Here is a 26046-nt window from a genome sequence, read left to right as displayed (position 1 = left end):
GGCCGCCCCGGAATGACAGGTGGTCCGAAACAAAAGCCCGCGCGGATCGCTCCGCGCGGGCTGGTCTGATGAGCCGGCCGCTTTCGCGGCCGAAACCTCACTTCTTGTCGGTGGTCGTCGCCTTCTTGAGGGCGGCGCCCAGGATGTCGCCGAGCGAAGCGCCGGAGTCGGCGGAGCCGTACTGCGCCATCGCCTCCTTCTCCTCGGCCATCTCCAGGGCCTTGATCGAGACCTGGATCTTGCGCGCCTTCTTGTCGAAGAGGATGACGCGGGCATCGACCTTCTCGCCGGCGGCGAAGCGCTCGGGGCGCTGATCGGCGCGCTCGCGGGCGATTTCGGCGCGCTTGATGAAGGTGGTCATGTCGGTTCCGGTGATCTTGACATCAAGACCGCCTTCCTTGACCTCGATCACCTCGCAGGTGACGACCTGACCCTTCTTGAACTCGCCGGCCTCCACGAAGGGATCGCCGCCGAGCTGCTTCAGGCCGAGCGAGATGCGCTCCTTCTCGACGTCCACATCGAGAACGACAGCCTGCAGCATGTCGCCCTTCTTGTATTCCTCGATGACCTGCTCGCCCGGACGGTTCCAGTCGAGATCGGAGAGATGGATCATGCCGTCGATATCGCCTTCGAGACCCAGGAACAGGCCGAACTCGGTCTTGTTCTTGACCTCGCCCTCGACCGTCGAACCGGTCGGATGGGTCTCCGCGAAGACCTCCCAGGGGTTGCGCAGGGTCTGCTTGAGACCCAGCGAGATGCGGCGCTTGACCTGATCGACCTCGAGGATCGCGACGTCGACTTCCTGGGAGGTCGAGACGATCTTGCCGGGGTGGACGTTCTTCTTGGTCCAGGACATCTCGGAGACGTGGATCAGGCCTTCGATACCCGGCTCCACTTCGACGAAGGCGCCGTAGTCCGTGATGTTGGTGACGCGACCCTTGAGGCGCGCACCGACGGGGTAACGCGCCGCAATGCCATCCCACGGATCGGCAAGCAGCTGCTTGATGCCGAGCGAGATGCGGTGCGTGTCCTGGTTGATCTTGATGATCTTGACCTTGACCGACTGGCCGATGGTCACGACCTCGGACGGGTGGTTGACGCGACGCCAGGCCATGTCGGTGACATGGAGCAGGCCGTCGATGCCGCCCAGATCGACGAACGCACCGTATTCGGTGATGTTCTTGACGACGCCGTCGATGACCTGACCCTCTTCGAGGCTGGCGACCAGCTCGGAACGGGCTTCGGCGCGGGTCTCTTCGAGGACGGTGCGGCGCGACACGACGATGTTGCCGCGGCGGCGATCCATCTTGAGGATCTCGAAGGGCTGCGGCTGGCCCATCAGCGGGCCGACGTCGCGGATCGGACGGATGTCGACCTGCGAACGCGGCAGGAAGGCCACGGCGCCGTCGAGATCGACGGTGTAGCCGCCCTTGACGGTGTTGAAGATGACGCCGGAAACCTTCTCGCGAGCCTCGAAGGCCTTCTCGAGCTTGACCCAGCTCTCCTCGCGGCGCGCCTTGTCGCGCGAGATGACGGCTTCGCCGAGCGCGTTCTCGATCCGGTCCAGATAGACCTCGACCTCGTCGCCGACCTTGATGTCCTGGTCACGGCCGGGGCCGTTGAATTCCTTGAGCGCGACGCGCCCTTCCGTCTTCAGGCCGACATCGATGATCGCCATGTCTTTTTCGATGGCGACGACGATGCCCTTGATGACGGAACCTTCGAGGGCTTCGTTCTGACCGAAGGATTCCTCGAGAAGGGCGGCGAAATCCTCGCGGCCCGAAAAGCTTTCCACAGCTGACATGTATACTCCTGACGCCGGCCGCGTATCCCGCGGATGTCCGGCAAGCGCCGATTGGGTTGGTGTGGCAGGCCGGACCGTTCCGTCGGCACCCCTTGCGAGGCTTGCCCGCCCTGGCCCGCGCCTGAAGGCGCCGGGGCTGGAGCGGGCGGCGCATGGCCGCCGGTTCAGATCCGCATCCGAACGATCCGCCCCAAACACGAAACGGGAGCCGGCCTGAAAGGCCGCCCCCGGCTGTGATCGATCACGGCCTTATCGGACAGGCGCGATGTAGTGGAAATGGGCCGCGAGGGCAAGGGCGAAGGCGCTTCAGCCCTCAGTCAGCCAGTTCTCGACCTTGAGGCCGGGGATGTCGCGGAAGTCGCGCTCGTTGTTGGTGACGAGGGTGGCGCCCAAGCTGATCGCGTGGCCCGCGATCATGCGGTCGAAGTCGCGACTGCGGACCCAGCCCTGCGCCGACAAGATCGCTCCGTAGGCCTCGGCCTGAGCCTTGCCGAAGGCAACGACGGGCAGGTTTGCCAGTAACTTCTCCAGCCGGATGCGACGGCCCGACGCATCCTGATGGTTCGAGCTTAGCCCTCTCTGAAGCTCGGCGATGCTCAGAGCTGACACCAACACGGCGCCTTCGTGCTCGATCATTTTCCGCAGGACGGACCGCACGCCGTCACGGGCATCAATGACGACGTTGGTGTCGAGCAGAAAGCCCACTTCTCAATACCGCTCTCGTTCAGGCAGCTCGATTCGCTCGATCGGCTCGGAAGGCGGCAGCGGTGGGGCTGCAAGAAGCTCTTCGAGGACCTGCCGAAGACCTTCGCGCTTCGGCAGGATCGTCAGCACGTCGCCATGACGCGTGATCGTCAACTCCTCGCCATCCTCGAACGCCATCTCGGCCGGGACGCGGATCGCCTGGCTGTTGCCGGATCTGAAGGCACGGGTGGTGGCCATCGACTTTCCTCCTGCGCAGCGATCTCTTCTCATGCAAAATGGCGAGCACGAAAAGCCATGTCAATCCTCGTATATACATGAGGCTGCAATGACCGACGACCCCGACACGCCCGCCGACAGCAAGCTCACCCGCACCAAGCAGGCCTGGGCGCGCTCGGCCAAGTTCCTGACCGGCCGCATCGCACGGCCCGAAAGCGATCGGCTGCCGCCCGGGCAGCATCTCGTGAAGGATTGGCCGGTGCTCGATCTCGGGCTGCAGCCGGATGTCGCGACGGCGAACTGGACGCTCGACATCGACGGCGCGGTCGAGCAGCCGCAGCACTGGCGCTGGGCCGAGTTCATGGCGCAGGAGCAGACGAGCGAGGTCTCCGACATCCACTGCGTCACGACCTGGTCGCGCTACGACAATCGCTGGGAGGGCGTATCGACGCGGACGCTGCTCGACCTCGTACAGCCGAAACCCGACGCCGGCTTCGTGGTGCTGCATTCCAATGACGGCTACACCACCAACCTGACGCTGGAGGATTTTGCCGGTGCGGACGTGCTGCTGGCGCATTCCTGGGAAGGCGAGCCGCTGACGACCGAGCATGGCGGCCCGGTGCGGCTGGTGGTGCCAAAGCTGTATTTCTGGAAGAGCGCGAAATGGCTGAAGCGGATCGAGTTCACGACCGCCAACCAGCCAGGATTTTGGGAGGTGCGCGGCTATCACGGCCGCGGTAACCCATGGGCGGAAGAGCGCTATAGCGGGGATTGACGCCGGCTCGCTTTGGGCGGCCGGTCAATGCCGGGCGCCATCGATGCGCGCCTGGATCGAAGGTCTCAGAATTCCGACCAGCCGCTCGCCGCCCCGCCGGCGGCGCGACGCTGCGGCCGGGCCGCCGGCTGGGTAGCCCCGGCGCGAGCCAGCGCCATATGGGGCGCGGCCTGCCTCAGTTCGGCGATCACGCTGGCGCCGAGGTCGCGTGCCGAAGCACCGCCGGCGATCTTGAAGTTCTCGACCATCTGCTTGAGCGAACCCGTCGCCGTCTGAAGCTCGCGCGCGACGCCGGCGCTCTGGTCGGCCATGCTCGAGTTGCGCTGGGTCATGTCGTCCATATGGGCGACGACCTTGGCGACCTCCTCGATGCCGTTGGCCTGCTCGTTGGAAGCGCTGGAGATGTCGGCAAGCGCGGCGGCGACGCTCGTCGAGGAGCCGACGATTTCGGACAGAGCCGAGCCGGCGTCCTTCACCAGCCTGACACCGGTCGCGACCTCCTGCGTCGAATTCGTAATCAGCTTCTTGATGTCGTTGGCAGCCTCGCTGGAGCGCTGCGCCAAGGCGCGGACCTCGGAGGCGACGACCGCGAAGCCCTTGCCGGCATCGCCGGCCCGCGCGGCTTCCACCGCCGCGTTCAGCGCCAGCAGATTGGTCTGGAAGGCGATGTTGTCGATGACCGTGATGATCTCGGCGATATCGCTGGATGCCTTTTCAATCCGCTCCATCGCCACCACCGCGTCGCCCACGATGCCGCCGCCGCGATTGGCGATGCCGTTGGCGGTTTCGCCGAGGCTCGTCGCCTCCCGGGCGCGCTCGGCGCTCTGCTTGACCGAAGCCGCGAGTTCTTCCGTCGTGGCCGCCGTTTCCTCGAGGCTGCTCGCCTGCTCTTCGGTCCGTTGGGCCAGATCGTGGCTGTCCTCGCCGATGCGGTCGGCGCCGGTGGTGATCCGTTGCGAAATCGTCGACACGGTCCGGATGACCTCGGCGAAGGAATCGACCAATTCGTTGATGCCGCCGCAGAGTTCGGCGATCTCGCCGGTCTTGCCCTGAAGCGAGACGCGCTGCGTCAGATCCCGTGCCATGGCAGCATTGACGACATCACGGGTGTCGGCGACGGCGGCCCGTAGCGCATCCTGAGCCAACTTGTTGGCAGTGATGTCGGTGGCGTATTTTACGACTTTGAAGGGCTTGCCCAGCGCGTCGAAGATCGGGTTGTAGCTGGCCTGGAGCCAGATCTCCCGCCCGCCCTTGCCGAGGCGGCGATACTGACCCTCGTCATACTCGCCGCGCCCGAGCTTCTCCCAGAACCGGCGATAGGCCTCGCCGTTATGCTCGGCCGGATCGACGAACAGGCGATGATGCTTGCCCTCGATATCGGCTAGGGTGTAGCCCACGGCGACGAGAAAATTATCGTTCGCATCGAGGATCATGCCGGAAAGATCGAACTCGATGACGGCCTGCGACTTGCGGATGGCGGCGATCTGGCCTTCCAGATTTGCCACTGCGTCCTTCTGTGCGGTGATGTCGGTCGCGAACTTGATCACTTTGACAGGCTTGCCGAAGCTGTTGAGAATCGGCGTGTAGGTCGCCTGTAGCCAGACCCGCTTGCCGCCCTTCGCGATGCGCAGGAACTGAGCCTCGATCGCCTCGCCGCGATTCAGGCGCGCCCACAATTCCGCATACTCGGCAGAAGCGCGATACGCCTCATCGACAAACATCCGATGATGTTTTCCAATAATTTCTGCAAGAGAGTACCCGACAACGCCAATAAAATTCTGGTTGGCGTCGATAATATTCCCTGAAATGTCGAATTCTATGACGGCTTGAGAGCGCCTTATCGCCGCGCCTTCGCCTGAAACTGAGCCTCCTGACCCCAAGAACGGCATTCTCATAGCTTTCTACTCCCGATATTTTTTGGGGCATGATAGTGACGCAGCGCCCGCTTCTGTTTTGAATTAGAATGTTAAAAAATTGATGCGCCCAAGTCTGGGCAGGGTTGCGTCGATTGCATGAAATCAGGTGGGCAGTGGCCTTCAAGCCTCGCCTTGATCGAAGCTGCGGCCCGTCTTCCCCAACGTCGCCCTTCGTGCAAGGTTGCGACCGGATTTCGACCGCAGGCAGGAGCGCGTCATGGGCTGGGTCATCTTGGGGCTGCTGGCGGCCCTCGTCGTCTACGGGATCATGACCTATAACGGTCTGGTGGCGATGCGGCAGCGTGTCGGCCAAGCCTTTGCCGACATCGACGTCCAGCTGAAGCAGCGCCACGACCTGATCCCCAATCTGGTCGAGACGGTGAAGGGCTATGCGACGCACGAGAAATCGACTCTCGATGCGGTGGTCGCCGCCCGCAATGCCGCCCAGGGCGCCGGCAGCGTGCAGGACAAGGCTGCGGCCGAACAGCAATTGTCGGGCGCGGTCGGCCGGCTGCTGGCGCTGGGCGAGGCCTATCCCGACCTCAAGGCGAGCGCGAATTTCCAGCAGCTCCAGGTCGATCTCGGCAATGTCGAGGACAAGCTCGCGGCGGCCCGGCGTTTCTTCAACAACGCCGTCGGCGAGTTCAATGCCGCGATCCAGGCCTTTCCGGCGATGCTGTTCGCCCCGCAGATGGGCTTCACGCCGCGCGAGTTCTTCGATGTCGGCGAGACCGTCCGCACGCAGATCGAGGCGCCGCCGAGCGTGAAGTTCTGACGCCGGCGCGCGGCCGGCAGACGGGGCGGCGGCAATGGTCGGTCAGGCCTTCGGGCTCTACACGCATCAGCGCAACAACCGGATCAGGTCCAACCTCCTGATCGTCGGGCTGTTCGCGCTCGCCTATCTCACGGCCTGGGGCCTGATCCTGATCGGGCTCGGCTATGGCGGCGTGCCGCGCGGGCGCACCGCCTTCGGTGAGGCCGGGCGGGTGTTCTGGTCGTGGCTGCCCTTCATCACGGCGGGCACGGCGGCCTGGGTCTTCATCGGCTTTCGGATCAATGTCGGGCTGATCGGCGCCGTCTCGGGCGCCAAGGGCATCGCTCGAGACGACAACCCCAAGCTCTACCGAATGCTGGAAAACCTTTGCATCTCGCGTGGACTGACTGTGCCCAAGCTCGCCATCGTCGAAAGCGAGGCGCTGAATGCCTTTGCCAGCGGCGTCAACGAGAAGCAGTTCACGGTCACGGTGACGACCGGCTTGCTCGCCCAGCTCGACGATGCCGAGATCGAGGCGGTGCTGGCCCATGAACTGACGCATATCCGCAATGGCGACGTCCGGCTGATGATCATCGCCATCGTCATCGCCGGCGTGATCTCGCTGATCGGAGAGGTCGTATTCCGCAGCGCAGGGCGGGTCCGCGTTTCGTCGGACGACAGCAAGAAGGGTAGCGGCCTGGCGATCCTGCTCGGCGTGGCCGTGATCGCCGTGTCATGGTTCCTGGCGGTCCTGATCCGGCTCTCGCTGTCGCGCTCGCGCGAATATCTCGCCGACGCCGGTGCCGTCGAGTTGACGAAGAACCCCGACGCGATGATCTCGGCGCTGCTGAAGATCGCCGGTCGAGCCGATATCGAGGGCGTGCCGTCTGGTGTGATGGACATGTGCTTCGAGAACGACCCCGACGATTTCGCCGACCTGTTCTCGACGCACCCTTCCGTCACCAAGCGCGTGCAGGCGCTGGTCGAGACGGCGGGCGGGCGCATGCCGGCGATGCCGCCGCACCCTCCCCTCATGGCCGAGCGTCAGCCGATTCCGAACATGGTCGAGGATGTTGCCACGCGCGACCCCGCGACGCGCGGACCCTGGGCGCGGCCGCCTTCTGGCCACTGAACCCGCTGACCGCAACGCGCAGTAGACGGCGCCGGCAACATAAGATTAACCTTCCCCAAGGGAAGACAGGAGGGTCGATCATGAGAACGATGATCGCGAGCATGGCAGGGCTGATCGCGCTCGCAGCGATGGCCGGTTCCGCCGTCGCGCAGGAGGGCTGCAAGACCTCGCAATTGTCCTGTTCGCAGATAAGCGCGGACTGCACCAAGAAGTGCCAGAGCGCCAACAGCCCCAGCGCCTGCGAGGCGCGCCTGTGCACGGTGCCGTTCAGCACCTGCAAGGCGAACGGCGTCTGGAAGTCGGTCGCCAGCCCGGCCTGCTGGAAGACGAACAACCGGAGTTAGCGCATCGGCCTCAGCGACCGTTTCTGGCCCAGTCGAGCGCTTCTTCGAGCCGGTCATCGCCCCAGAAGACTTCGCCATCCTCGGTCACGAAGGTCGGCGCGCCGAAGATGCCGAGCGACTTTGCATATTCGGTCTCGGCCTTGAGGCGGCCCTTGACCTCTTCGCTGCGCGACGCCGGGAAGGCGACGCCGGGGTCGGCGCCTGCATGCTTGAGCGCAACATTCAGCACCGACTCCTCGGCGATGTTGCGGCCCTCGCAGAACTGCGCGTGGAACAGCGCCTTCGAGAAGACCGGCATCCAGCCCGCCTCGCGACCTGCCAATGCCAGCCGCGCCGCAATCAGAGAGTTCTGCGGAAAGACCTCCGGCCGCACGATCTTCATATCATTGCGGCCGGCTCGGCGCGCTATGTCGCGCCACATGTAGCGGCCCTTGTTGGGGTAGAGATTGAAGGGCGACGTCGTCCAGCCCTGCGCTGCGAAGATCGGCCCCAGCAGGAACGGGCGCCAGCGCAGCGTGATGCCCGCTTCATCGGCGAGGGCTTCGATCCTCAGGGCGCTCAGACAGGAGTAGGTCGATGCGAACTCGTACCAGAAGTCCAGAACAGGACGATTCGGCATTCGGCCTCCGAGTCGATGGTCTAGGGTTTGAGTCGCGCAACCGGACTTTCTGCCTCGCGGCATCCGACTGCAAGGGTGGCTGGCGAACCTCCCCGAACAGGACGGATGTCATCAACATCGATCCATCAGGGGAAGACGCGAGATCAATCAAAAGGTTCCGATTGCGTCGCATCCGGCCCTGAGATAGTGCGCCATTGAGCCCAAAACGCGGCCGACCAAGGCCCGACGATCGCGGCATCGCCCGATGCCGCCACAGCAGGACAAAGCAGCCATGACCGACAAGAGCGTGAAGAAGGTCGTCCTCGCCTATTCCGGCGGACTGGACACCTCGATCATCCTGAAATGGCTCCAGATCACCTACAACTGCGAGGTCGTGACCTTCACCGCCGATCTCGGGCAGGGCGAGGAGCTCGGACCGGCGCGCGACAAGGCGCTGCTCCTCGGCATCAAGCCGGAGAACATCTTCATCGAGGATTTGCGCGAGGAGTTCGTGCGCGATTATGTTTTCCCGATGTTCCGGGCGAATGCCGCCTATGAGGGCGTCTATCTGCTGGGGACCTCGATCGCGCGGCCGCTCATCGCCAAGAAGCTGATCGAGATCGCCGAGAAGGTCGGCGGCGACGCCGTCTCCCATGGGGCGACCGGCAAGGGCAACGACCAGGTCCGTTTCGAACTCACGGCTTATGCGCTGAAGCCCGATGTCGTGGTGATCGCGCCCTGGCGCGAATGGGACCTGCGCTCGCGCGAGCAGTTGATCGCCTTTGCCGAACAACACCAGATCCCGATCGCCAAGGACAAGCGCGGCGAGGCGCCGTTCTCGGTCGACGCCAACCTGCTGCACGCCTCCTCCGAGGGCAAGGTTCTGGAGGATCCGGCGCAGGAGGTGCCGGACTACGTCTATTCGCGCACGATCTCGCCCGAGGACGCGCCCGACAAGCCGACCTACATCACGATCGATTTCGAAACCGGCGACGCAACCGCGATCGACGGCGAAAAAATGTCGCCCGCGACGCTGCTGGCCAGGCTCAACGATCTCGGCCGCGACAATGGCATCGGCCGGCTCGATCTCGTCGAGAACCGCTTCGTCGGCATGAAGTCGCGCGGCATGTACGAGACGCCCGGCGGCACGATCCTGGCCGTGGCACATCGCGCCATCGAGTCGATCACGCTCGACCGCGGCGCGGCCCATCTGAAGGACCAGATCATGCCGCAATACGCCGAGCTGATCTATAACGGCTTCTGGTTCTCGCCCGAGCGCGAGATGCTGCAGGCGCTGATCGACAAGAGCCAGGAGTTCGTCGCCGGGACCGTGCGGCTGAAGCTCTACAAGGGCGGCGTCCATGTCGTCGGGCGCTCGAGCCCCTATTCGCTATACGACCAGGACCTGGTGACGTTCGAGGAAGGCGCCGTGGCCTATGACCACCGCGATGCGGCCGGGTTCATCAAGCTGAATGCGCTGCGGCTGCGGACGCTTGGGCAGCGGAAGAAGAAGCTGGGCCTCTGAGGCAGCCTAAAAACCTCTTGGCGCGCGCCATCGCGCGCACCAAGAGGTCGAACCTCCCCGCCTTTCGCGCGTTGAAGCTGCACCCTCCCCCAGAGTGCCCATCATGACGCGCCTGACCACCACCGCCCTGCTGATCGCAACGCTGTTAGCGGCACCTGCCCTTGCACAGACCGCAGGCCCGACCTCCGGCGCCCCGTCGGAGAAGCCTGCCTCGCCGGAGATCGCTTCCTGCAAGTCGGCGGCGCTTCATACGATCTCGACGCGGGAGCCTGAGATCAAGGATATCTACCTCGACGAGGACGGCGCGACGATCGCCACGGCGGAAACCAAAGTCGAGGACACGCCGATCACCAAGATCATCATGGGCGAGGCCTATCTGCGGACCGACAAGTCGGACAAGCCGCGCCGGTTCCTCTGCCTGATCGGCGAGAAGGGCAAGGTGCTGCTGACCTTCTTTACGGCCCGCTGACCAGAGCGGTCAGGGCTGGTCGATGACACGGGTCGCCGGCCGGTCGTGACCGTCGGCCAGTTCCTCGTGCCACTTGCCGTCCTTGTCCTGATAGACGATGCCGTCGGTGGTGCCGGCCACGGTCTGGCGGGCGGCGGCACTGGACGCCGCCTTCAGGGCCGCATCATGCGTCGGAAACGTCTCCGAAATCGCATCGCCGACCTTGTAGGCCCAGCCGCCATCATGCTCGACGACTTCGTACTTGACCGTGACCATCGCGTCTCTCCTTGTCGGTTGACGGAAGAACTGCGGGCGCTCGCCCGAGTTCCTTACTCGCCGGTGCCGGCATCGGCTGCGCGCAGCCCGTCCAGCGCCGGCATCGAGGTGATGTTGTAGCCGGCATCGACATGGTGGATGTCGCCGGTGACGCCGCCCGAGAGATCGGAGAGATAATACAGCGCCGAGCCGCCGATCTCGTCGAGCGAAACCGATTTCCGCAGCGGCGAATTGGCGCGCTGCCAGGAATACATTGCGCGGGCATCCGAGATGCCGGCGCCGGCGAGGGTGCGGACCGGTCCGGGCGAGAGCGCGTTGACGCGGATGCCACGCGGACCGTAATCGGCCGCGAGATAACGCATGCTGGATTCGAGCGCGGCCTTGGCGACGCCCATGACGTTGTAGTTCGGCATGACTCGAGTCGAGCCGCCATAGGTCAGCGTGATCATGCTGCCGCCTTTGGGCATGCGCTCTGCGGCGCGTTTGGCGGCTTCGGTGAAGGAGAAGCAGGAGATCACCATGGTGCGTGAAAAATTCTCGCGGCTGGTGTCGGCGTAGAGGCCCTTGAGCTCGTTCTTGTCGGAGAAGCCGATGGCGTGGATCAGGAAATCGAGCGTATTGCGCTCGGGATCGCCGCCCCAGGCCTCGTCGATCGCGGAAAAGGCCGCATCGACCGTGGCGATATCCTCCACGTCACAGGGCAGCACGAGCGTCGAGCCGATGCTTTCGGCCAGCGGCCTGACACGCTTGCCGAGCGCATCGCCCTGATAGGTGAAGGCCATCTCGGCGCCATGGGCATGCAGAGTGCGCGCGATGCCCCAGGCGATCGAGTTCTGGTTGGCAACGCCCATGACGAGGCCGCGCTTGTTGTGCATGAGGGGGAGCATGGGGACCGTTCGGTTCGTTGATCAGGAGGCGGACAGTGCGGAAGGCAAGTCGGTCTGACCGAAGTCGTCGCCTTTGAAAAGGATCGGCAGAGCAGCTTCAGCCGCAACGGCATAAGCGAAACAATCGCCCATGTTCAGCCTCGCGGCGTGCTGGCCTTTGCCAAAACGCTCGTGCGCCGACAGCGCGGCCGAGGCATGACGATCGTCGAGAGGAGCCACCGCAACCGACATGGCCTTCAACAACCCGACGACCAGTTGCCGCGCCCGCGCCACCGGACACGACAGAACTCTGGCAACGCCAAGAGTCGCCTCGTAGATGGCGATCGGCGCTGTGAACCGGCCTGTCGTCGACGTGCGAATAGCCATGCCGAACTCTTCAGCCTCGGGCTCGTCCACGATGATCGCAACCAACGCCGAGGCATCAATATACATCAGATGTCGCCCGACAATTCGTCGTAGAACGCCTTGTCCGCCTTCAGACCCGTTTTTGGATAGGCAGCAGCCTGACGTTGGATATCGCGGATGCGCGCCATGAAAGCTTCGTCATCCACGCTATCGCGGTTGAGTTCATTCTCTGCTGCGAGCCGAACAGTCTCGGTGATGCTGAGCTTACGGCGGGTCGCCAGTTGACGAACGACCCTGTCGGTACGGTCATCGCGTATGTGAAAGGCCATCTAGCATCTCCTGATCTAGACGCAAGGCCTATCAGTCTAGACCGCCACTGTCACGTCAAATGCTTCTTGACCGCCGCCGCCGTGTCCTTCGACGTGGCCAGCGGCACGATCTCGAAGCGGGCGAGATCGCCCCAGGCCAGGACCCATTCCTGCAGCTTGGTAACGTCGTCGCATTCCATCACCTGGAAGCAGCGGGCGAAATCCGCTGAGATCCAGCTGTCGAGATAGGTCAGGCCTTCGGGCGCCATGCGGCCCTTCTCGTGGAAGCGCGCGTAGATCTCCTTCACCCGCGCCTGATCGAAATGCTCGATCACCATGAACAGCATTGGCGCGACCTCAGGCTTCGAGCTTCTTCATCACGATGGTCGCGTTCGTCCCGCCAAACCCGAAGGAGTTCGAGAGAACGCAGCCCAGCCCGGCATTGTCGATGCGCTTGCGCACGATCGGCATATCGGCGAAGGCGGGGTCTAGCTCGTCGATATGGGCGCTCTCGCAGATAAAGTCGTTGTTGAGCATCAGCAGCGAATAGATCGCCTCCTGCACGCCGGTCGCGCCCAGCGAATGGCCGGTGAGCGACTTGGTGGCGGAAATCGGCGGCGCCTTGTCGCCGGAGCCGAAGACCTCGCGGATCGCCTCGATCTCCTTGGCGTCGCCGACCGGGGTCGAGGTGCCGTGGGGGTTGATGTAGTCGACCTTCGCGTTGACGCCCTGAAGCGCCATTTTCATGCAGCGCACCGCGCCCTCGCCCGACGGCGCGACCATGTCGTAGCCGTCCGAGGTCGCGCCGTAGCCGACAATCTCGCCATAGATCTTCGCGCCGCGCGCTTTCGCGTGCTCCAGTTCCTCCAGCACGACGACGCCGGCGCCGCCGGCGATGACGAAGCCGTCGCGGTTGACGTCATAGGCGCGCGAGGCGCGGGCGGGCGTGTCGTTATAGTCGGTCGACATGGCGCCCATCGCGTCGAAGAGCACCGACAGCGTCCAGTCGAGTTCCTCGCAGCCGCCGGCGAAGATGACGTCCTGCTTGCCCCACTGGATCAACTCATAGGCGTTGCCGATGCAGTGGTTCGAGGTCGCGCAGGCCGACGAGATCGAATAGTTGACGCCCTTGATCTTGAACCAGGTCGCGAGCGTCGCCGAGGCGGTCGAGGACATGCCCTTGGGCACGGCGAAGGGACCGACCTTCTTGGAGGAGCCGCTCTCGCGGGCCTTGTCGTATGCATCGATCAAGGCGCGGGTGGAGGGGCCGCCCGAACCCATAACGATGCCGGTGCGCTCATGGCTGATCTCGGAGGTTTCGAGACCGGCATCCGCGATGGCCTGCTCCATGGCGACCTGGTTCCAGGCCGAGCCGCCGCCGTGGAAGCGCATGGCGCGCCGATCGAGCACGGTCGCGGGATCGAGGCTCGGCATGCCGCCGACACGGCTGCGGAAGCCGTGCTCGGCGAAATCGGGCATGAAGGAGATGCCGGATTTCGCTTCATGCAGGGAGGACAGCACTTCCTGCGTATTGTTGCCGATGGACGAGACGATGCCCATCCCGGTGACCACCACGCGTCTCATGCTCGCTTCTCCGGCTTCATATCTCGTGCGGCCAGGACCGTCGGACCCGGTGCTTTCTATTCGTCAGGCGCAGATGGCCTGCCGGAATGACAAGCGCAAGGCGCAAGCCGTGGTTTTGCTCAGGCGGCTTCCGGCTTGAACAGGCCGACGCGCATGTCGCTCACCGTGTAGATTCGCTTGCCGTCCGCCTCCAGCCAGCCATCGGCGATGCCAAGCACGAGCTTGGACTTGAAGACGCGCTTGAACTCGACGCCATAGACGACCTGCTTGACCGATGGCAGCACCTGATCGGCGAACTTGACCTCGCCGACGCCGAGCGCCCGGCCGCGGCCCGGCAGGCCGAGCCAGCCGAGGAAGAAGCCGGTGAGCTGCCAGAGCGCGTCGAGGCCGAGGCAGCCGGGCATCACCGGGTCGCCCTTGAAGTGGCAGTCGAAGAACCAGAGGTCGGGCTTGATGTCGAATTCGGCGCGGACGACGCCCTTGCCATTGGCACCGCCGGTCTCGCTGATCTCGACGATGCGGTCGAACATCAGCATCGGCGGCAGCGGCAATTGCGCATTGCCTGGCCCGAACAGCTCGCCGCGACCGCAGCTGAGGATGTCCTCATAGCTGAATGACGATTGCCGCTCCATGCGCGTTCCGCTCCGTGTCCGTCCGCCGAGGTGGCGGTCGTTTGCTATCGGGCCGTGCCTAACACGTCGCCACGCCGGAACGGAAGGGCGTAAGGCCAAACGTCCCGCGCTTGCGACCACCGGGCCGAAGCCTTACATCTGGACTGTGTTCTTCGTCGGACGCCGCAGGCCAGAGATGCGCGGTGCGGCAAACTCCAGAGAGGCCGGCCCAAAGCATGAGCGATCTGATCTCCCAGGACCAGGGCTATGGATCGACCGCACGGCAGGGCTGCCCGTTTCATGACGTGCGCCAGCGCCTGCGACGCGTGGGCCTTCGCCCGACGCGCCAGCGCGTTTCGCTCGGCTGGCTGCTCTTCGCCAAGGGCGACCGCCATGTCAGCGCCGAGATGCTCTACGAGGAGGCGATGAAGGCGCGCGCGCCGGTCTCGTTGGCGACGGTCTACAACACGCTGCACCAGTTCACCCAGGCGGGCCTGCTGCGCGAACTCGCGATCGACGGGGCCAAGACCTATTTCGATACCGACAACAGCGAGCATCATCATTTCGTCGTCGATGGCGAAAATACCGTGATCGACATCCCGGCCTCGGCCGTCGATGTCGCGGCCCTGCCCGAGCCGCCGGAGGGCTACGAAATAGCCCGCGTCGATGTCGTGGTGCGGCTGCGCCGGATCGACGCCTGAGCCGGCGCCCGGGTCAATCAACCTTCTCGTTGGGATAGACGCCCCACAGGCGTTCCTGCTTGAGATAGCCATCCGTCTTGGCGATGCTGACGCGGCACCAGCTGTTGGCGCAGTTCGCGACATTGACGATGACGTTGGGCTGAAGCCGGGCGACGACGGCCGCGTTCGCGTCGGCGCTGCCATACAACGTGATCGTCTGGTCCTTGGCCTTCTCCCATGGCGCGACGAGCGCGGTGCGCCGGCCCGACAGCAGGCTGTGGAGAACCCAGCCTTCCGAACCGTCGGCATCCCGAACGCGCCGCCAGGTCTCGAACTCGGCGACGATCTCGACCGGCAGGCCAGCCCGCTGATAGACCCAGCGCGTGCTATGCTCCTTGGAAGGACCCTCGCGCAGGTTCACCCGGTCCGACTTCAGACTGACATAGCGTGGGACCGGCAGGCCGGTGACGGAGCCGGCCGCCATGTCCTGGGCCGACGCGGCGCCGCCCGACAGGGCCAGACCGGCCGCCAGAACAAAAGCACGCACCGCGAAAGCCACCATCGCCTCAAACTCCCTATCATCCGCAAACCAGCCGCAGGCGGCACCCCGGCGAAGGTCATGTTGTCATCCGCCGCGCCGCCACTTAGACAACGGAACAAGTGCCCCGCGATCCAGCCGTCATTCATTCCTGATCCCACTCGGTTAATGACGGGTTGAGGCCAAAAGGCGGCGGGGCGAAGACCAGCGGAGAGGAGCAGCCGATGTCGAAGAAAAAGCCGCTGGTCGTGGTCACGCGCAAACTGCCCGCCGTGGTCGAAACCCGTATGCGCGAGCTGTTCGACGCGAGGCTCAACATCGACGACACGCCGATGAGCCAGGCAGCGCTGGTCGAGGCGGTGAAGACCGCCGACGTGCTGGTGCCGACAGTCACGGACAGGATCGATGCGGGACTGATCGCCCAAGCCGGCGACCAGCTCAGGCTGATCGCGAATTTCGGCAATGGCGTCGATAATATCGACGTCGCCAGCGCCGTGCAGCGCGGCATCACCGTGACCAATACGCCGGGCGTCCTGACCGACGACACCGCCGACATGACGATCGCGCTGATCCTGGCCGTGGCGAGGCGGATCGCCGAGGGCGCCCGGGTGATCCCAGACGACGAATGGGCCGGCTGGTCGCCGACCTGGATGCTCGGCCGCCGCATCGCCGGCAAAAGGCTCGGCATCGTCGGCATGGGCCGCATCGGCCAGGCCGTGGCAAAGCGCGCGGCCGCCTTCGGATTGTCGATCCACTACCACAACCGCCGCCGCGTCGATGCCAAAACCGAGGAAAAGCTCGACGCGACCTATTGGGATTCACTCGACCAGATGCTGGCGCGGATGGACATCGTCTCGGTCAACTGCCCGCATACCCCGGCGACCTACCACCTGCTCTCGGCGCGCCGGCTCAAGCTGATGAAGCCCGACGCGATCCTGGTGAACACGGCGCGCGGCGAGATCGTCGACGAGACGGCGCTGGCCCGGATGCTGGAGGCGGGCGAACTCGCAGGCGCCGGGCTCGACGTCTATGAGAGCGAGCCCGCGGTCAATCCGCGCCTGCTCAAGCTCGCGCGCAACCACCGCGTCGTGGTGCTGCCGCATATGGGCTCGGCCACGCATGAAGGCCGCGCCGACATGGGCGAGAAGGTCATCGTCAACATCAAGACCTTCATGGACGGCCACAAGCCGCCGGACCGGGTGCTGCCGAGCATGTTGTGACGAGACCATTTGCGAATTCGACCATGGCGGCCGTCTGACGCGACTGTCTCCGCTTCCGGTGCTCACGGACAGAAAGTCCGCTGCGCTCCGGTTCTCGACAGCCACGCCAGCCGACTCACCCTGGCGAATTCTCAAAAGGTCTCGGAGCGGAACGGCAGAAGCTGTTCACCCCGCCCGGGCCGTATCGAACTGGCCGGTCTTGCGGAAGCGCCAGAGATAGGACGGCACGATCGCCTCGATCGAACTCGGCGCGATGCCGATCCCGGCGAAGTCGCGGCCCTCGGCCCTGGCGGCATCCGACACGACATTGTCGCTTTCGAGCAGCGTGACCTGGTCGCGCGTTAGCTTGAGTTCGTTGGGAAGCAGACCGAGCGTCAACCCATCGACGATCTCGATGATGCGCGCCTGCAGGCGGGCGAGCGGAAACGGCAGAGACGCGAGGACCCGCTTGCGGCCGGTGACCTCGCAGATATAGGCGAGGAGTTCGCGGAAGCTCTTCACCTCGGGGCCGCCGAGTTCGTAGACGCGCCCGCCGGTCAGCGCACCATCGACGGCGCGGGCAACGGCCTCGGCGACATCGCCGACGAAGACCGGCTGGAACCTCGTCTCGCCGCCGCCGATCAGAGGCAGCACCGGCAGCATCCGCGCCAGCGAGGCGAAGCGGTTGAAGAAGCCGTCCTCGGGTCCAAACACGATCGAGGGCCGCAGGATCACCGCGCCGGGCACGGCCTGGAGCACGGCAGCCTCGCCTTGCGCCTTGCTGCGGGCGTAGAGCGACCCGGAATCGGCAGCAGCGCCGATTGCCGAGATCTGCACGAAGCGCGAGACGCCGAGCGCGGCACAGGCTTGGGCGATGGCGCGCGGGCCGTTGGCCTGTACGCTGGTGAAGTTCTGCCGACCACCCTCCTGCAGGATGCCGACAAGGTTGACGACAGCGTCAGCGCCCTTGATCGCGGCCGCGACCGATTCCGGATAACGCAGATTGGCCTGGACGGCATGGATTTGCCCGACCGTGCCGAGCGGCTGCAGGAAGCCCGCGAGATCGGGCCGTCGCACTGCGACGCGCACGCGATAGCCGCGCTTCACCAGCGCCCTGACGACATGGCGGCCGACGAAGCCGGAGCCGCCGAAGACCGTGACGAGTTGCTGGCTCGGAGGGAAGAGATCAGTCGCCATGGTCGGCTCGCCTCATGCGCGGGGATTGGAACGCTCCTAAAGCATTTCGCCCCGATGTGGAAAGCCGGTTTGCGTGCCGCCGGCACGCGCAACGCTCGGCCCGAGTCGAATTCGTGCGGACACTGAGACGAGGAACCGGTGAATCCGGCGCTTTTCAAAACTTCCTTAAGGCTCTGCCGCTAGGTTCCAGGCCAGTTCGATCGGATATCGCAACCGGATCGCCTGCCCGGGGATTTTCGCGGCAGCGATATAATCGGTGGAGGCATCAACGCCTCGCAGTTCGGCGAAGGGGAACGTCCGGGCTATTCGACCCATTCGCCGATTGTTGCCGCCACCCGATACACCCCTCATGGCACTCCGAGCCATTCGCCTTTCGAAGGTTTGACCGCACAATGCTCAAGCACGTCTCCATCGTGTCCAAGTTCATCGGCGTCGTCGCCGTCATGAGCGCCGTCGCCGTCGTCATCGCGATCGTCGGGTGGCTCGGATTGACCCAGATGAAGCAGTCCATGCTCGATGTCGAACAGACCGGACGGGTCGCACGCGAAAGTATGGATCTGCGCATCGACATCATCGCGATCAGCCGGATGACCTACCAGCTGTCGGGCCAACCCGAGAAACACGCCGATTTCGCCGTGGAATCGGAGCGGCGGATGAGCGAGATGCTGGCCCGGCTTCCCGTCCTGGAAAGCCTTGCCGACCAGGAGGAGAAGCGGCTGCTGGGAGATGTGCGCGCCAAGCTCGGCAGCTATTTCCAGGACATCCGCGCGATGGTCGCCATGGCGAAATCCGCGACCACGGACCGGGCCCGGATCGACGCGGCGCTGGCAGTCGCCCTGAACGGGCAGAAGAACGTCACCGACTCGGTCAAGGCCTATACGACTTATTCCGGCCAGACGATCGAAACGACGCGCAACAACGCCTTCGCGTCGGTCGATCGCTTCCTGCTGATCCAGATCGTCGTAGCCGTTCTGGGCGTGGCCGGCGGTCTTCTGCTCAGCGTCTTCGTTGCCCGCAACGGCGTCCTGCTGCCGCTGCGCGGCTTCACCGGTACGATGCGCAAGATCGCCGACGGCGACCTCGATAGCGAGGTTGCGGGCGCGGACCGCCGCGACGAGATCGGCCAGATGGCCGCATCGCTCCAGCTCTTCCGCGACAAACTGCTGGCGATGAGGAATCTCGAAGCAGCCGAGCGCACGGCTTCGGCGGCGCGTCTGGCGCGGGCGCAGTCGATGGAGGCGGTTGTCTCCGACGTCGGCGAGGTGGTTGCGGCGGCGGCCGCGGGCGATTTCTCGGCGCGGCTGCAGATCGACCATGCCGACGAGCAGATGCAGAAGCTGGTCTCCGGCATCAACGAGATCAACGCGGTGGTCGACAGTGCGACGAGCGAGTTCGCCCTGGCCCTGCAGGCTGTGGCGGGGGGCGATCTGACGAGCCGGATCGAGACCGGCTACCTCGGCAAGTTCGCCGAGTTGAAGGGCGCGATCAACGAGACGGTCGATCGCCTTTCGACGACGGTGCGCACGATCCAGACGACCTCGTCGGATGTCGGTCTGGCGGCACGCGAGATCAACATGGGCGCCGACGATCTGTCGAAGCGCACCGAGGAGCAGGCCTCGAGCCTGGAGGAGACCGCCGCCACGACCGAGGAACTCGCGGCCTCCGTCAAGGCCTCGGCGCAGGGTGCGCGCCAGGCGGCGACGATCGCCGACGAGGCGATGCAGGCGGCCCAGTCGGGCGGCGCGATCGCGACTGAAGCCGTGGCGGCGATGGCGCGCATCGAGACCGCCTCGCAGAAGATCTCCGACATCATCCGGGTGATCGACGACATCGCCTTCCAGACCAATCTGCTGGCGCTGAACGCGGCGGTGGAAGCCGCGCGCGCCGGCGACGCCGGCAAGGGTTTTGCGGTCGTGGCCAGCGAGGTGCGCACGCTGGCGCAGCGCTCGTCCTCGGCCGCCAAGGACATTTCGGGCCTGATCTCGTCCTCCAACGAGGAGGTCACCGGCGGCGTCAAGCTCGTGCGCCAGGCCGGGGAGCAACTGGCCCGCATCCTCGAGGCCTCGCGCAAGGTCGCCTCGACCATCGCCGAGATATCCACCGCCTCGGCCGAGCAGGCCAACGGCATCGACGAGATGAGCCAGGCGGTGGCCCATCTCGACGAGATGACGCAGCAGAACGCGGCACTCGCGGAACAGAGCGCGGCCTCGGCGGGCTCGCTCACCGGCAAGATCGGCCAGCTCAACGACCTCGTCGCGGCGTTCAGGACCGGCCAGGACACGCCCGGCCGCAGCACCAGCCCCGCCGGCGAGCCCGAACGCCTGCGCAAGCTCGCAGAAGCCGCGTTCGCCCAACTCAGGCCGACCCCGCCGGCAAGGACCGCGGCCCCCGCCCGGCCCGCTCCCGCATCTGCACCCGCCCGCAAGGCCGCCGCAGGCGGACGCGCAAGCGATGCGGGATGGGAAGAGTTCTGAGACGGGGGCAGCGGATCGCGCCGCACCGCAAGCCTTGCTTTCGCCGAAACGTCACGATTGTCGTTTGATGCGTTGACAGGCCCTCCCCGCCCCCGTAAACGAACCGCCGTTGCCCAGGTGGCGGAATTGGTAGACGCACCAGCTTCAGGTGCTGGCGCTCGCAAGGGCGTGGAGGTTCGAGTCCTCTCCTGGGCACCACATTGGTATGCGTCGGCGTGCGCCGACATACGAAAAAGCCCCTGAGACCACTGGTCTCGGGGGTTTTTCTTTGCGGTGGTGTGCAGCGGCATGCGTTGACAGCCAGCGCCATTGTTGGCTCTGCTGTTGGTCTAGCGCGAAAACCAACACTCTCAGGCGATCCGAGGCCAACACGATGCCTCTCACCGATACCGCGATCCGCAATGCCAAGGCCGGCGATGCTGTGCAGAAGCTCTCCGATGGCGAGGGCCTCCAACTGTGGGTGATGCCCACAGGCAAGAAGCTATGGAATCTCGCGTATCGCTACGAGGGCAAGCAAAAGAAACTCTCGATCGGCCCTTACCCTCAGATCGATCTTCGCAGTGCGCGCGCCACGAGGGACAAGGCCAAGGACCAGTTGCGAGCGGGCCAAGACCCATCCGAGCAGAAGAAGCTCGGACGGATCGCAGCCAGCGCCAGCAAGGCGCTCACGTTTGGTCTGATCGCGGACGAACTGATTGCGAGGAAGCGTCGGGAGAAGAAGGCGGAGCGCACCATCGAGAAGGTGATTTGGCTTCTGGACATCGCGCGGCCTGCGCTCGGCAGACGGCCAGTCGCGGATATTAGTGCCGCCGAAGTGCTGGCCGTCCTCCGCAAGGTCGAGGCCAGGGGCAAGCTGGAGACAGCTCGTCGTCTCCGCGCAACGATCGGCCAGGTTTTCCGCTACGCCATCGCGACCGCACGCGCGTCGAATGATCCGACCTTCGCACTTCGGGGCGCCCTGATTGCGCCAACCGTCACGCACCACGCGGCCATCACGGCTGCGAAGGAGGTGGGCGGACTGTTGCGGGCGATCGACGTATTCATGGGCCAACCCGCAACGAGGGCAGCCTTGCAGCTCATGGCGCTCCTTTTCCCCCGTCCTGGCGAGGTGCGGAATGCCGAGTGGACCGAGTTCGATCTGGATAGTGCGCTTTGGACCATCCCGCCCGAGCGGATGAAGATGCGCCGGCCGCACCACATCCCTCTACCGTCTCAGGCAATTGCCATCCTGAAGGATCTGCGCGCCATCACCGGCAAGGGGAAGCTCGTTTTTCCTTCTGTGCGGACGACCGCGCGGCCGATGTCCGAGAACACCATCAACGCTGCACTTCGCCGCATGGGCTACGGCGTCGATGAGATGACGGGCCATGGCTTTCGCGCTGCCGCGTCCACCCTTTTGAACGAATCGGGCAAATGGAACCCGGATGCCGTAGAGCGCGCGTTGGCTCATCAGGACGAGGACGAGACCCGTCGAGCCTACGCGCGTGGCCAGCATTGGGATGAGCGCGTTCGCATGAGCCAGTGGTGGGCGGACTATCTCGATACACTGCGCAGCGGCGCGAAAGTCATCGCAATGCCAACCAAGGAAGCCGGCTGACATTGCCCGAGCTGGATGGGGCTATCCCGGCCAGGAGAAAAGCGCGACGCACCGCGCGCCTGCCCCATCCTTTTGCATTCGGTGCGTCGCGAGGTGCGACGTGGAGTATCCGAAGATTTCTGCAAGTTACCGACTTGATGCCGAAGGATGGCAGCAGGCCGAGCTTGAGCCGAAGCCAATCGATCTATCCGACTATTCAAGGTCTCAACTCGCCAAAGTGGCGTCCGACCACTTTGTGCTGGCTGGGCGCCTGGCCTCGGACTTAGGAAATGATTTTTTCGGTCATTCGGAGCGGCATGCACCTCGCTCACGGATCCGCTATATCTGCGCGCTTGCTTCACTTTCTGAACACCTAGGACGCCTTGGCCTATCACCAGCGCTCTCGGTGGAGTTGCTCGAATTGGCACACGCTCTCAGCGATCTAGATGCAGGTACCGTTCATCCGGTTCTGCGTGCCTCGCCCCCCAACGGCGCGCCGCCGGCTAGAGGGGACGTATGGCGCACGCGTGCATACATTGCATCAGCTGTCTCATTACTAATGGAGGACGGCACAAGAAAAGGCGCAGCATGCGAGCTAGTCGCGAAACGACATCCTCACTTCGGCTGGCCGCCGACCGCAAAAGTGGGACCGTTGCCCGCCGATAAACTGGCTGCAGCTATCGCTGAGTGGCATAAGGTTTTTGCGGGAGGCGATGCGACAGACGAGATTGCCCAATCGTCATTTGATGATCGATATGCATTCTTCCGGTCTTTGGCGGAAACGCATGCACTGATCGAACGGCGCGACATTGCCCTTCGGGTTTTGGATCATGCGGAAGCATTGGCGGCTCGGTCCAACGACGCCGACAGTCTCGCCATCGCACGCGAGCTTCTCAAGCGCAAAAGGCCCGCCAGGGGTTAACCCCTAGGGTTTCTCCCCCGATTGCGGGGAATTAATGCCAGGCAAATCTCTGGAAAGAAAGAATTAAGCCCCAGTTTTACTCCCTGGGAAATCGTTCGAAGTTGCCTCTGCCACCAGTTGCACGCCACCGCGCGCAGCTAAACAGAGGAAGCACTATGACCCATCAGATTGCGGAAATTGTAGACCCGCTGGTGCCGATCCGCGAGGCGTTGCCGATGGCGGGGCTTCGCCCCTCCAAAGGATACGGCGAGGTTCGGGCCGGTCGTTTGAGCGTCGTTCGTAACGGCCCCCGCACCTATATTCGTGCCAGCGAGATCAAGCGCTACATCGATGCGCTGGTTGGCGCCTCCCCGAAAGCGGAGGCCGCGTGAAGCCATGACCCACAAAAAGATGAACCCCAAGGCGCCGTGCAGGGCGGCCAAGGGGTCCGGGACTTCGATCAGCTCACCAGCGATCAACTCGGACAATATCACGACGGCACTCGCGCTCAAGCGCATTCTCGCTCGCGTCACCGTCTCCCCGAGCGTCGCGCTGGTCATCGCCGCCCATGCCGGCTTTCTTCCGGAGGGCCGCATCCATGGCTAAACGGTCTTTCCCCAAGGTGCTCGCCCGCATTGCCGGCGGCGCCCTCATCAACACCACCGGACGCGAAGCGCTGACGCTTCTGACGCTCGTCGAGCGCGGCAGCAAGGGTGTCTCGGGCCTCGATTTCCCCGGCGGTCCGGCCTACCGCCTCGGCGCCTACGTCTTCGATTTGAGGGGCATGGGCGTCGGCATCCGCACTGAAACCGAGAGCCACGGCATCGGCCATCACGGACGATATTTCCTCACGACCGAGGTCCAGATCATCGCGGTCGATCACGGCGCAAAGACGGGAGAAGCGGCATGACAAACGCTACTCCCGAGCTGCGTGCTCAGCTCATCGCCGGCATCCTACAGCATGTCGCTGAGACGCCCGCGACCGTCAGCTATGACTCAGTGTTCCGGCGCGCGCTCGCCGCAACCGGGCTTCCGGAGGAAGAGATTGGCGAGGAGATCAAGGACGCCACGTCGTGCCTGATTTTCGCGAACACCCTTCTTTCCAACTGCTTTGTCCGCGAGGCGGGGGAAATCCGCTACTCGGCCAACATGGAGCTGGTGCTTGGCCCCTGGCTGCTCGGGTTCGTTCATGGCGATCGGGTGCGCCGGCATGGTGGGAGGCGAAGCATGAACGCCCCCGTCTTGATCCTGAGCCAGTGGGCCAAAAACCAGCGCGAGGTCGTCCGCGTCGCGCTGGAAGAATTCAACGGCAAGCCGGTCGTCAACATCCGCACTTGGTATCGCCCGGAAGGCAGCGATGACTTGCGCCCCGGAAAATCCGGCATCGCAATGTCGGTTCAGCATCTTCCGGCGCTGGCGGCCGCGATCAATGGCGCGCTCGGCATCGCTATCGAGCGTGGTGATATCGAGGGGTCGCGCTGATGCAGACGCACGCCAACTCGATCGCGCCCGCCGCCGCCGACCCCGCCGTGTTCATGCTGGAGCAACTTGGCTTCGTCGCGATGCACGCCGGGATGGCGCAGAACTATCTCGAAGCCGGGGATGCTCCCGGCTTCAACTACTCGGTGAAATCTTTGACCGCCCGTGTGCGCGCCGTCGTCGGGCTTGTGAATGACCTTGAGGCGCGCACTGCGGAAGCGAGCGCCCATGGCTGAGATCGATACCACCGGACTGACCATCGGCAACGGCGCCAGACCGATTGCTTTGCGTGTGGTAGACGGAGGGGGCTGGCCTAGGCCGGTCCCCATCGTCAGCACACTTCCCCCCGTAGCGCGCTTCAGCGCCGATCTGCTCCCCGAACAGCTGCGTCGCTACGTCTTCGATGTCGCGGATCGCCAACAGAGCCCGGCCGACTTCGTCGCGGTCGCGGCGTTGTGCGGATTGTCCGCCGTCGTCGGCAACAAGGTTCGGGTTCGGCCAAAGCAGCATGACGACTGGACCATCGTGCCAAACCTCTGGGGGGCCATTATCGGCCCGCCCTCGGCGATGAAGAGCCCGGCGATGGATTCCGCTCTGGCTCCGGCCTTCATGCTTCAGGACGAGATGCGGCAGCTTTGGGAACAGCGCTGCGCCACTCTTGCCGAAGACGAGATGCTTGCCGAGCTTGGAGCGAAGACTGCCAAGAGCCAGGCACTCAAGGCGATGAAGTCGGGCGATCGGGAGGCAGCACGAAAGCTTCTGCAAGAGGCCGGCGGCGACGGCGAGGAGATGCCGCCGGAGCCACGCCTGATCGTCAACGATGCGACGGTCGAGAAGCTCGGCGAGCTGCTGAACGAAAACCGCAACGGGCTGCTTCTTATCCGCGACGAGTTGCCGGGCTTCCTCTCCCGGATGGAAGACCAGGAGTGCCAGGGCGAGCGAGCGTTCTATCTGGAGGCGTTCAACGGAACCGGCTCGTTCACCTTCGATCGGATCGGCCGTGGGACCGTTCGCATTGAGGTCTGCACCATCTCGATCATCGGGGGCGTGCAACCGTCGCGGATCATTCCGCTGGTCAAAGGTGCTGTCTCCGGCGTCAGCAACGACGGGCTTCTTCAGCGATTGCAGATGACCGTCTGGCCGGATGCCAGTTCGTCATGGAGGTGGATCGATCGGGCGCCAGATGCTTCCGCTCGGCTGGCCATGGATCGGATCTTCCGTGACGTTCGCGATATCCAGCCCGGTGCTGATGGCGAACCCCGCATCATGCGGTTCGAACCGGCGGCGCAGGATGCGTTCCGGGAGTGGATGGAGAGCATTCAGAAGGAAGCACGCTCCCGGTCGCTGCCGTCTGCACTTGAAAGCCACATCCTCAAGATGCCCAAGACGGTCGCCAGCCTGGCGCTCATCTTCGACTTGATCGAGGGGGACGGTGACGACCTGATCGGTGACACGGCCATTCTGCGGGCGTTGGGCTGGGCTGATTATCTGCGGACCCACGCCAACCGGCTCTATGCCGCCGGGCAGACGATGGCTGAGGAAAGCGCCCGCCTTATCATCGAGCGTCGAGGTCAGTTGCCCGACCTGTTCACCGCGCGTGATGTGCACCGAAAGCAGTGGACCGGCCTGTCCGATCGCGAGTCCGTCGCCACGGCGCTGGAGGTGTTGGCATCGACCCATCACTGCCGCGAGCGCTCGGTCAGCCACCCCGGCGCCGGGCGTCCGACCACGGCTTTCGACTGGAACCCCCACCTTGCAGGCCAGGAGGGCTGAG

31 protein-coding genes and 1 tRNA gene are annotated in these 26046 nt (G+C 64.5%); 18 read left to right on the top strand and 14 right to left on the bottom strand.

Annotation, left to right across the window (positions count from 1 at the left end; translation table 11 throughout):
- Nucleotides 1–97 precede the first annotated feature (97 nt).
- The 3 genes from rpsA to AXW83_RS24750 all read right to left on the bottom strand — a co-directional run bounded on the left by rpsA (nt 98) and on the right by AXW83_RS24750 (nt 2746).
- Nucleotides 98–1804 carry a 30S ribosomal protein S1 gene (rpsA, locus tag AXW83_RS24760; RefSeq protein WP_066618772.1) on the bottom strand — a complete coding sequence of 569 codons (1707 nt, stop codon included), beginning with the start codon at nt 1802–1804 and terminating at the stop codon, nt 98–100.
- A gap of 306 nt (nt 1805–2110) precedes the next feature.
- On the bottom strand, nt 2111–2509 hold the full coding sequence (locus tag AXW83_RS24755) for a type II toxin-antitoxin system VapC family toxin (RefSeq protein WP_066618769.1): 399 nt from the start codon (nt 2507–2509) through the stop codon (nt 2111–2113).
- A gap of 3 nt (nt 2510–2512) precedes the next feature.
- Nucleotides 2513–2746 (bottom strand): antitoxin, encoded by a 234-nt coding sequence (locus tag AXW83_RS24750; RefSeq protein ID WP_066618766.1) that lies wholly within the window; start codon nt 2744–2746, stop codon nt 2513–2515.
- An 88-nt stretch (nt 2747–2834) separates the two neighbouring features.
- Here AXW83_RS24750 and AXW83_RS24745 point away from each other — a divergent pair, with 88 nt between their 5' ends.
- Complete coding sequence (locus AXW83_RS24745; RefSeq protein ID WP_066618763.1) at nt 2835–3500, top strand: sulfite oxidase-like oxidoreductase; 666 nt, start codon at nt 2835–2837, stop codon at nt 3498–3500.
- A 65-nt stretch (nt 3501–3565) separates the two neighbouring features.
- Here AXW83_RS24745 and AXW83_RS24740 read toward each other — a convergent pair whose 3' ends face one another.
- Entirely contained in the window at nt 3566–5389 is a 1824-nt protein-coding gene (locus AXW83_RS24740; RefSeq protein ID WP_236841990.1) for a methyl-accepting chemotaxis protein, read from the bottom strand.
- A 244-nt stretch (nt 5390–5633) separates the two neighbouring features.
- Between AXW83_RS24740 and AXW83_RS24735 the strand changes: the two genes are divergently transcribed.
- The 3 genes from AXW83_RS24735 to AXW83_RS24725 all read left to right on the top strand — a co-directional run bounded on the left by AXW83_RS24735 (nt 5634) and on the right by AXW83_RS24725 (nt 7646).
- A complete protein-coding gene (locus tag AXW83_RS24735) occupies nt 5634–6191 on the top strand; it encodes a LemA family protein (protein WP_066618755.1) in 558 nt (185 codons plus the stop codon).
- A gap of 34 nt (nt 6192–6225) precedes the next feature.
- Nucleotides 6226–7302, top strand: a complete 1077-nt coding sequence (locus tag AXW83_RS24730) for a M48 family metallopeptidase (RefSeq protein ID WP_066618753.1) — start codon at nt 6226–6228, stop codon at nt 7300–7302.
- Between the two features lie 80 nt (nt 7303–7382).
- The gene (locus AXW83_RS24725) at nt 7383–7646 is read left to right on the top strand and encodes a hypothetical protein (RefSeq protein ID WP_156640397.1); all 264 of its coding nucleotides are present in this window, start codon (nt 7383–7385) and stop codon (nt 7644–7646) included.
- 10 nt (nt 7647–7656) lie between these two features.
- On the opposite strand, the gene AXW83_RS24720 is transcribed toward AXW83_RS24725, so the two are convergent.
- On the bottom strand, nt 7657–8265 hold the full coding sequence (locus AXW83_RS24720) for a 2-hydroxychromene-2-carboxylate isomerase (RefSeq protein ID WP_066618747.1): 609 nt from the start codon (nt 8263–8265) through the stop codon (nt 7657–7659).
- Nucleotides 8266–8536: 271 nt separating this feature from the next.
- On the opposite strand from AXW83_RS24720, the gene AXW83_RS24715 reads away from it, so the two are divergent.
- Both AXW83_RS24715 and AXW83_RS24710 read left to right on the top strand, forming a co-directional pair.
- Nucleotides 8537–9769, top strand: a complete 1233-nt coding sequence (locus tag AXW83_RS24715; protein WP_066621195.1) for an argininosuccinate synthase — start codon at nt 8537–8539, stop codon at nt 9767–9769.
- Nucleotides 9770–9872: 103 nt separating this feature from the next.
- Nucleotides 9873–10238: a hypothetical protein gene (locus AXW83_RS24710; RefSeq protein WP_082767391.1), complete on the top strand. Its 366-nt coding sequence runs from the start codon at nt 9873–9875 to the stop codon at nt 10236–10238.
- 9 nt (nt 10239–10247) lie between these two features.
- On the opposite strand, the gene AXW83_RS24705 is transcribed toward AXW83_RS24710, so the two are convergent.
- The 7 genes from AXW83_RS24705 to fabA form a co-directional block, all read right to left on the bottom strand.
- The gene (locus tag AXW83_RS24705) at nt 10248–10493 is read right to left on the bottom strand and encodes a DUF2188 domain-containing protein (protein ID WP_066618745.1); all 246 of its coding nucleotides are present in this window, start codon (nt 10491–10493) and stop codon (nt 10248–10250) included.
- Nucleotides 10494–10546: 53 nt separating this feature from the next.
- Nucleotides 10547–11380 carry an enoyl-ACP reductase FabI gene (fabI, locus tag AXW83_RS24700; protein ID WP_066618742.1) on the bottom strand — a complete coding sequence of 278 codons (834 nt, stop codon included), beginning with the start codon at nt 11378–11380 and terminating at the stop codon, nt 10547–10549.
- A gap of 21 nt (nt 11381–11401) precedes the next feature.
- Complete coding sequence (locus AXW83_RS24695; protein ID WP_066618739.1) at nt 11402–11812, bottom strand: type II toxin-antitoxin system VapC family toxin; 411 nt, start codon at nt 11810–11812, stop codon at nt 11402–11404.
- On the bottom strand, nt 11812–12054 hold the full coding sequence (locus tag AXW83_RS24690) for a type II toxin-antitoxin system VapB family antitoxin (RefSeq protein ID WP_066618738.1): 243 nt from the start codon (nt 12052–12054) through the stop codon (nt 11812–11814). The genes AXW83_RS24695 and AXW83_RS24690 overlap by 1 nt, the downstream gene beginning before the upstream one ends.
- A gap of 50 nt (nt 12055–12104) precedes the next feature.
- A complete protein-coding gene (locus AXW83_RS24685) occupies nt 12105–12380 on the bottom strand; it encodes a DUF3303 domain-containing protein (RefSeq protein WP_066618734.1) in 276 nt (91 codons plus the stop codon).
- Nucleotides 12381–12390: 10 nt separating this feature from the next.
- Nucleotides 12391–13617: a beta-ketoacyl-ACP synthase I gene (fabB, locus tag AXW83_RS24680; protein ID WP_066618726.1), complete on the bottom strand. Its 1227-nt coding sequence runs from the start codon at nt 13615–13617 to the stop codon at nt 12391–12393.
- Between the two features lie 119 nt (nt 13618–13736).
- Entirely contained in the window at nt 13737–14249 is a 513-nt protein-coding gene (gene fabA / locus AXW83_RS24675; protein WP_066618725.1) for a 3-hydroxyacyl-[acyl-carrier-protein] dehydratase FabA, read from the bottom strand.
- A gap of 215 nt (nt 14250–14464) precedes the next feature.
- Between fabA and irr the strand changes: the two genes are divergently transcribed.
- Complete coding sequence (gene irr, locus AXW83_RS24670; protein ID WP_066618722.1) at nt 14465–14929, top strand: Fur family transcriptional regulator Irr; 465 nt, start codon at nt 14465–14467, stop codon at nt 14927–14929.
- A 13-nt stretch (nt 14930–14942) separates the two neighbouring features.
- Here the strand turns inward: irr and AXW83_RS24665 are convergent, their stop codons facing one another.
- The gene (locus AXW83_RS24665) at nt 14943–15470 is read right to left on the bottom strand and encodes an SH3 domain-containing protein (protein ID WP_066618716.1); all 528 of its coding nucleotides are present in this window, start codon (nt 15468–15470) and stop codon (nt 14943–14945) included.
- 200 nt (nt 15471–15670) lie between these two features.
- Between AXW83_RS24665 and AXW83_RS24660 the strand changes: the two genes are divergently transcribed.
- Entirely contained in the window at nt 15671–16666 is a 996-nt protein-coding gene (locus tag AXW83_RS24660; RefSeq protein WP_066618714.1) for a 2-hydroxyacid dehydrogenase, read from the top strand.
- A 165-nt stretch (nt 16667–16831) separates the two neighbouring features.
- Here the strand turns inward: AXW83_RS24660 and AXW83_RS24655 are convergent, their stop codons facing one another.
- On the bottom strand, nt 16832–17842 hold the full coding sequence (locus tag AXW83_RS24655) for a complex I NDUFA9 subunit family protein (RefSeq protein ID WP_066618711.1): 1011 nt from the start codon (nt 17840–17842) through the stop codon (nt 16832–16834).
- A gap of 392 nt (nt 17843–18234) precedes the next feature.
- Between AXW83_RS24655 and AXW83_RS24650 the strand changes: the two genes are divergently transcribed.
- From AXW83_RS24650 to AXW83_RS24610, 10 genes are all read left to right on the top strand, one after another.
- On the top strand, nt 18235–20316 hold the full coding sequence (locus tag AXW83_RS24650; protein WP_066618708.1) for a methyl-accepting chemotaxis protein: 2082 nt from the start codon (nt 18235–18237) through the stop codon (nt 20314–20316).
- Between the two features lie 111 nt (nt 20317–20427).
- A tRNA-Leu gene (locus tag AXW83_RS24645) sits at nt 20428–20514 on the top strand.
- 175 nt (nt 20515–20689) lie between these two features.
- A complete protein-coding gene (locus tag AXW83_RS24640) occupies nt 20690–21913 on the top strand; it encodes a tyrosine-type recombinase/integrase (RefSeq protein ID WP_066618705.1) in 1224 nt (407 codons plus the stop codon).
- Nucleotides 21914–22013: 100 nt separating this feature from the next.
- Nucleotides 22014–22814, top strand: coding sequence for a hypothetical protein (locus AXW83_RS27390; RefSeq protein WP_156640395.1), 801 nt, complete (start codon nt 22014–22016; stop codon nt 22812–22814).
- Between the two features lie 155 nt (nt 22815–22969).
- Nucleotides 22970–23185 (top strand): hypothetical protein, encoded by a 216-nt coding sequence (locus tag AXW83_RS24635; RefSeq protein WP_066618701.1) that lies wholly within the window; start codon nt 22970–22972, stop codon nt 23183–23185.
- Nucleotides 23186–23189: 4 nt separating this feature from the next.
- Nucleotides 23190–23399 carry a hypothetical protein gene (locus AXW83_RS24630; RefSeq protein WP_066618700.1) on the top strand — a complete coding sequence of 70 codons (210 nt, stop codon included), beginning with the start codon at nt 23190–23192 and terminating at the stop codon, nt 23397–23399.
- Nucleotides 23392–23703: a winged helix domain-containing protein gene (locus tag AXW83_RS24625; protein ID WP_156640393.1), complete on the top strand. Its 312-nt coding sequence runs from the start codon at nt 23392–23394 to the stop codon at nt 23701–23703. The genes AXW83_RS24630 and AXW83_RS24625 overlap by 8 nt, the downstream gene beginning before the upstream one ends.
- Nucleotides 23700–24275, top strand: a complete 576-nt coding sequence (locus AXW83_RS24620; RefSeq protein WP_066618695.1) for a transcriptional coactivator p15/PC4 family protein — start codon at nt 23700–23702, stop codon at nt 24273–24275. The genes AXW83_RS24625 and AXW83_RS24620 overlap by 4 nt, the downstream gene beginning before the upstream one ends.
- A complete protein-coding gene (locus AXW83_RS24615) occupies nt 24275–24508 on the top strand; it encodes a hypothetical protein (RefSeq protein WP_066618690.1) in 234 nt (77 codons plus the stop codon). Before AXW83_RS24620 ends, AXW83_RS24615 begins: the two co-directional genes overlap by 1 nt.
- Nucleotides 24501–26045: a YfjI family protein gene (locus AXW83_RS24610; protein WP_082767389.1), complete on the top strand. Its 1545-nt coding sequence runs from the start codon at nt 24501–24503 to the stop codon at nt 26043–26045. Before AXW83_RS24615 ends, AXW83_RS24610 begins: the two co-directional genes overlap by 8 nt.
- The last annotated feature ends 1 nt before the right edge of the window (nt 26046 follow it).

The sequence above is a fragment of the Bosea sp. PAMC 26642 genome, assembly GCF_001562255.1.
Taxonomy (GTDB): Bacteria; Pseudomonadota; Alphaproteobacteria; order Rhizobiales; family Beijerinckiaceae; genus Allobosea.
The sequence above is the reverse complement of the archived record's forward strand: the minus strand, read 5'-3'. Positions and strand labels throughout refer to the sequence as shown.

What these genes read in the sequence shown, in the direction of transcription:
- rpsA (WP_066618772.1), bottom strand. Translation starts at nt 1,804, where the DNA reads ATGTCAGCTGTGGAAAGCTTTTCGGGCCGCGAGGATTTCGCCGCCCTT.
- AXW83_RS24750 (WP_066618766.1), bottom strand. Translation starts at nt 2,746, where the DNA reads ATGGCCACCACCCGTGCCTTCAGATCCGGCAACAGCCAGGCGATCCGC.
- AXW83_RS24745 (WP_066618763.1), top strand. Translation starts at nt 2,835, where the DNA reads ATGACCGACGACCCCGACACGCCCGCCGACAGCAAGCTCACCCGCACC.
- AXW83_RS24740 (WP_236841990.1), bottom strand. Translation starts at nt 5,389, where the DNA reads ATGCCGTTCTTGGGGTCAGGAGGCTCAGTTTCAGGCGAAGGCGCGGCG.
- AXW83_RS24735 (WP_066618755.1), top strand. Translation starts at nt 5,634, where the DNA reads ATGGGCTGGGTCATCTTGGGGCTGCTGGCGGCCCTCGTCGTCTACGGG.
- AXW83_RS24730 (WP_066618753.1), top strand. Translation starts at nt 6,226, where the DNA reads ATGGTCGGTCAGGCCTTCGGGCTCTACACGCATCAGCGCAACAACCGG.
- AXW83_RS24725 (WP_156640397.1), top strand. Translation starts at nt 7,383, where the DNA reads ATGAGAACGATGATCGCGAGCATGGCAGGGCTGATCGCGCTCGCAGCG.
- AXW83_RS24720 (WP_066618747.1), bottom strand. Translation starts at nt 8,265, where the DNA reads ATGCCGAATCGTCCTGTTCTGGACTTCTGGTACGAGTTCGCATCGACC.
- AXW83_RS24715 (WP_066621195.1), top strand. Translation starts at nt 8,537, where the DNA reads ATGACCGACAAGAGCGTGAAGAAGGTCGTCCTCGCCTATTCCGGCGGA.
- AXW83_RS24710 (WP_082767391.1), top strand. Translation starts at nt 9,873, where the DNA reads ATGACGCGCCTGACCACCACCGCCCTGCTGATCGCAACGCTGTTAGCG.
- AXW83_RS24705 (WP_066618745.1), bottom strand. Translation starts at nt 10,493, where the DNA reads ATGGTCACGGTCAAGTACGAAGTCGTCGAGCATGATGGCGGCTGGGCC.
- fabI (WP_066618742.1), bottom strand. Translation starts at nt 11,380, where the DNA reads ATGCTCCCCCTCATGCACAACAAGCGCGGCCTCGTCATGGGCGTTGCC.
- AXW83_RS24695 (WP_066618739.1), bottom strand. Translation starts at nt 11,812, where the DNA reads ATGTATATTGATGCCTCGGCGTTGGTTGCGATCATCGTGGACGAGCCC.
- AXW83_RS24690 (WP_066618738.1), bottom strand. Translation starts at nt 12,054, where the DNA reads ATGGCCTTTCACATACGCGATGACCGTACCGACAGGGTCGTTCGTCAA.
- AXW83_RS24685 (WP_066618734.1), bottom strand. Translation starts at nt 12,380, where the DNA reads ATGCTGTTCATGGTGATCGAGCATTTCGATCAGGCGCGGGTGAAGGAG.
- fabB (WP_066618726.1), bottom strand. Translation starts at nt 13,617, where the DNA reads ATGAGACGCGTGGTGGTCACCGGGATGGGCATCGTCTCGTCCATCGGC.
- fabA (WP_066618725.1), bottom strand. Translation starts at nt 14,249, where the DNA reads ATGGAGCGGCAATCGTCATTCAGCTATGAGGACATCCTCAGCTGCGGT.
- irr (WP_066618722.1), top strand. Translation starts at nt 14,465, where the DNA reads ATGAGCGATCTGATCTCCCAGGACCAGGGCTATGGATCGACCGCACGG.
- AXW83_RS24665 (WP_066618716.1), bottom strand. Translation starts at nt 15,470, where the DNA reads ATGGTGGCTTTCGCGGTGCGTGCTTTTGTTCTGGCGGCCGGTCTGGCC.
- AXW83_RS24660 (WP_066618714.1), top strand. Translation starts at nt 15,671, where the DNA reads ATGTCGAAGAAAAAGCCGCTGGTCGTGGTCACGCGCAAACTGCCCGCC.
- AXW83_RS24655 (WP_066618711.1), bottom strand. Translation starts at nt 17,842, where the DNA reads ATGGCGACTGATCTCTTCCCTCCGAGCCAGCAACTCGTCACGGTCTTC.
- AXW83_RS24650 (WP_066618708.1), top strand. Translation starts at nt 18,235, where the DNA reads ATGCTCAAGCACGTCTCCATCGTGTCCAAGTTCATCGGCGTCGTCGCC.
- AXW83_RS24640 (WP_066618705.1), top strand. Translation starts at nt 20,690, where the DNA reads ATGCCTCTCACCGATACCGCGATCCGCAATGCCAAGGCCGGCGATGCT.
- AXW83_RS24635 (WP_066618701.1), top strand. Translation starts at nt 22,970, where the DNA reads ATGACCCATCAGATTGCGGAAATTGTAGACCCGCTGGTGCCGATCCGC.
- AXW83_RS24630 (WP_066618700.1), top strand. Translation starts at nt 23,190, where the DNA reads ATGACCCACAAAAAGATGAACCCCAAGGCGCCGTGCAGGGCGGCCAAG.
- AXW83_RS24625 (WP_156640393.1), top strand. Translation starts at nt 23,392, where the DNA reads ATGGCTAAACGGTCTTTCCCCAAGGTGCTCGCCCGCATTGCCGGCGGC.
- AXW83_RS24620 (WP_066618695.1), top strand. Translation starts at nt 23,700, where the DNA reads ATGACAAACGCTACTCCCGAGCTGCGTGCTCAGCTCATCGCCGGCATC.
- AXW83_RS24615 (WP_066618690.1), top strand. Translation starts at nt 24,275, where the DNA reads ATGCAGACGCACGCCAACTCGATCGCGCCCGCCGCCGCCGACCCCGCC.
- AXW83_RS24610 (WP_082767389.1), top strand. Translation starts at nt 24,501, where the DNA reads ATGGCTGAGATCGATACCACCGGACTGACCATCGGCAACGGCGCCAGA.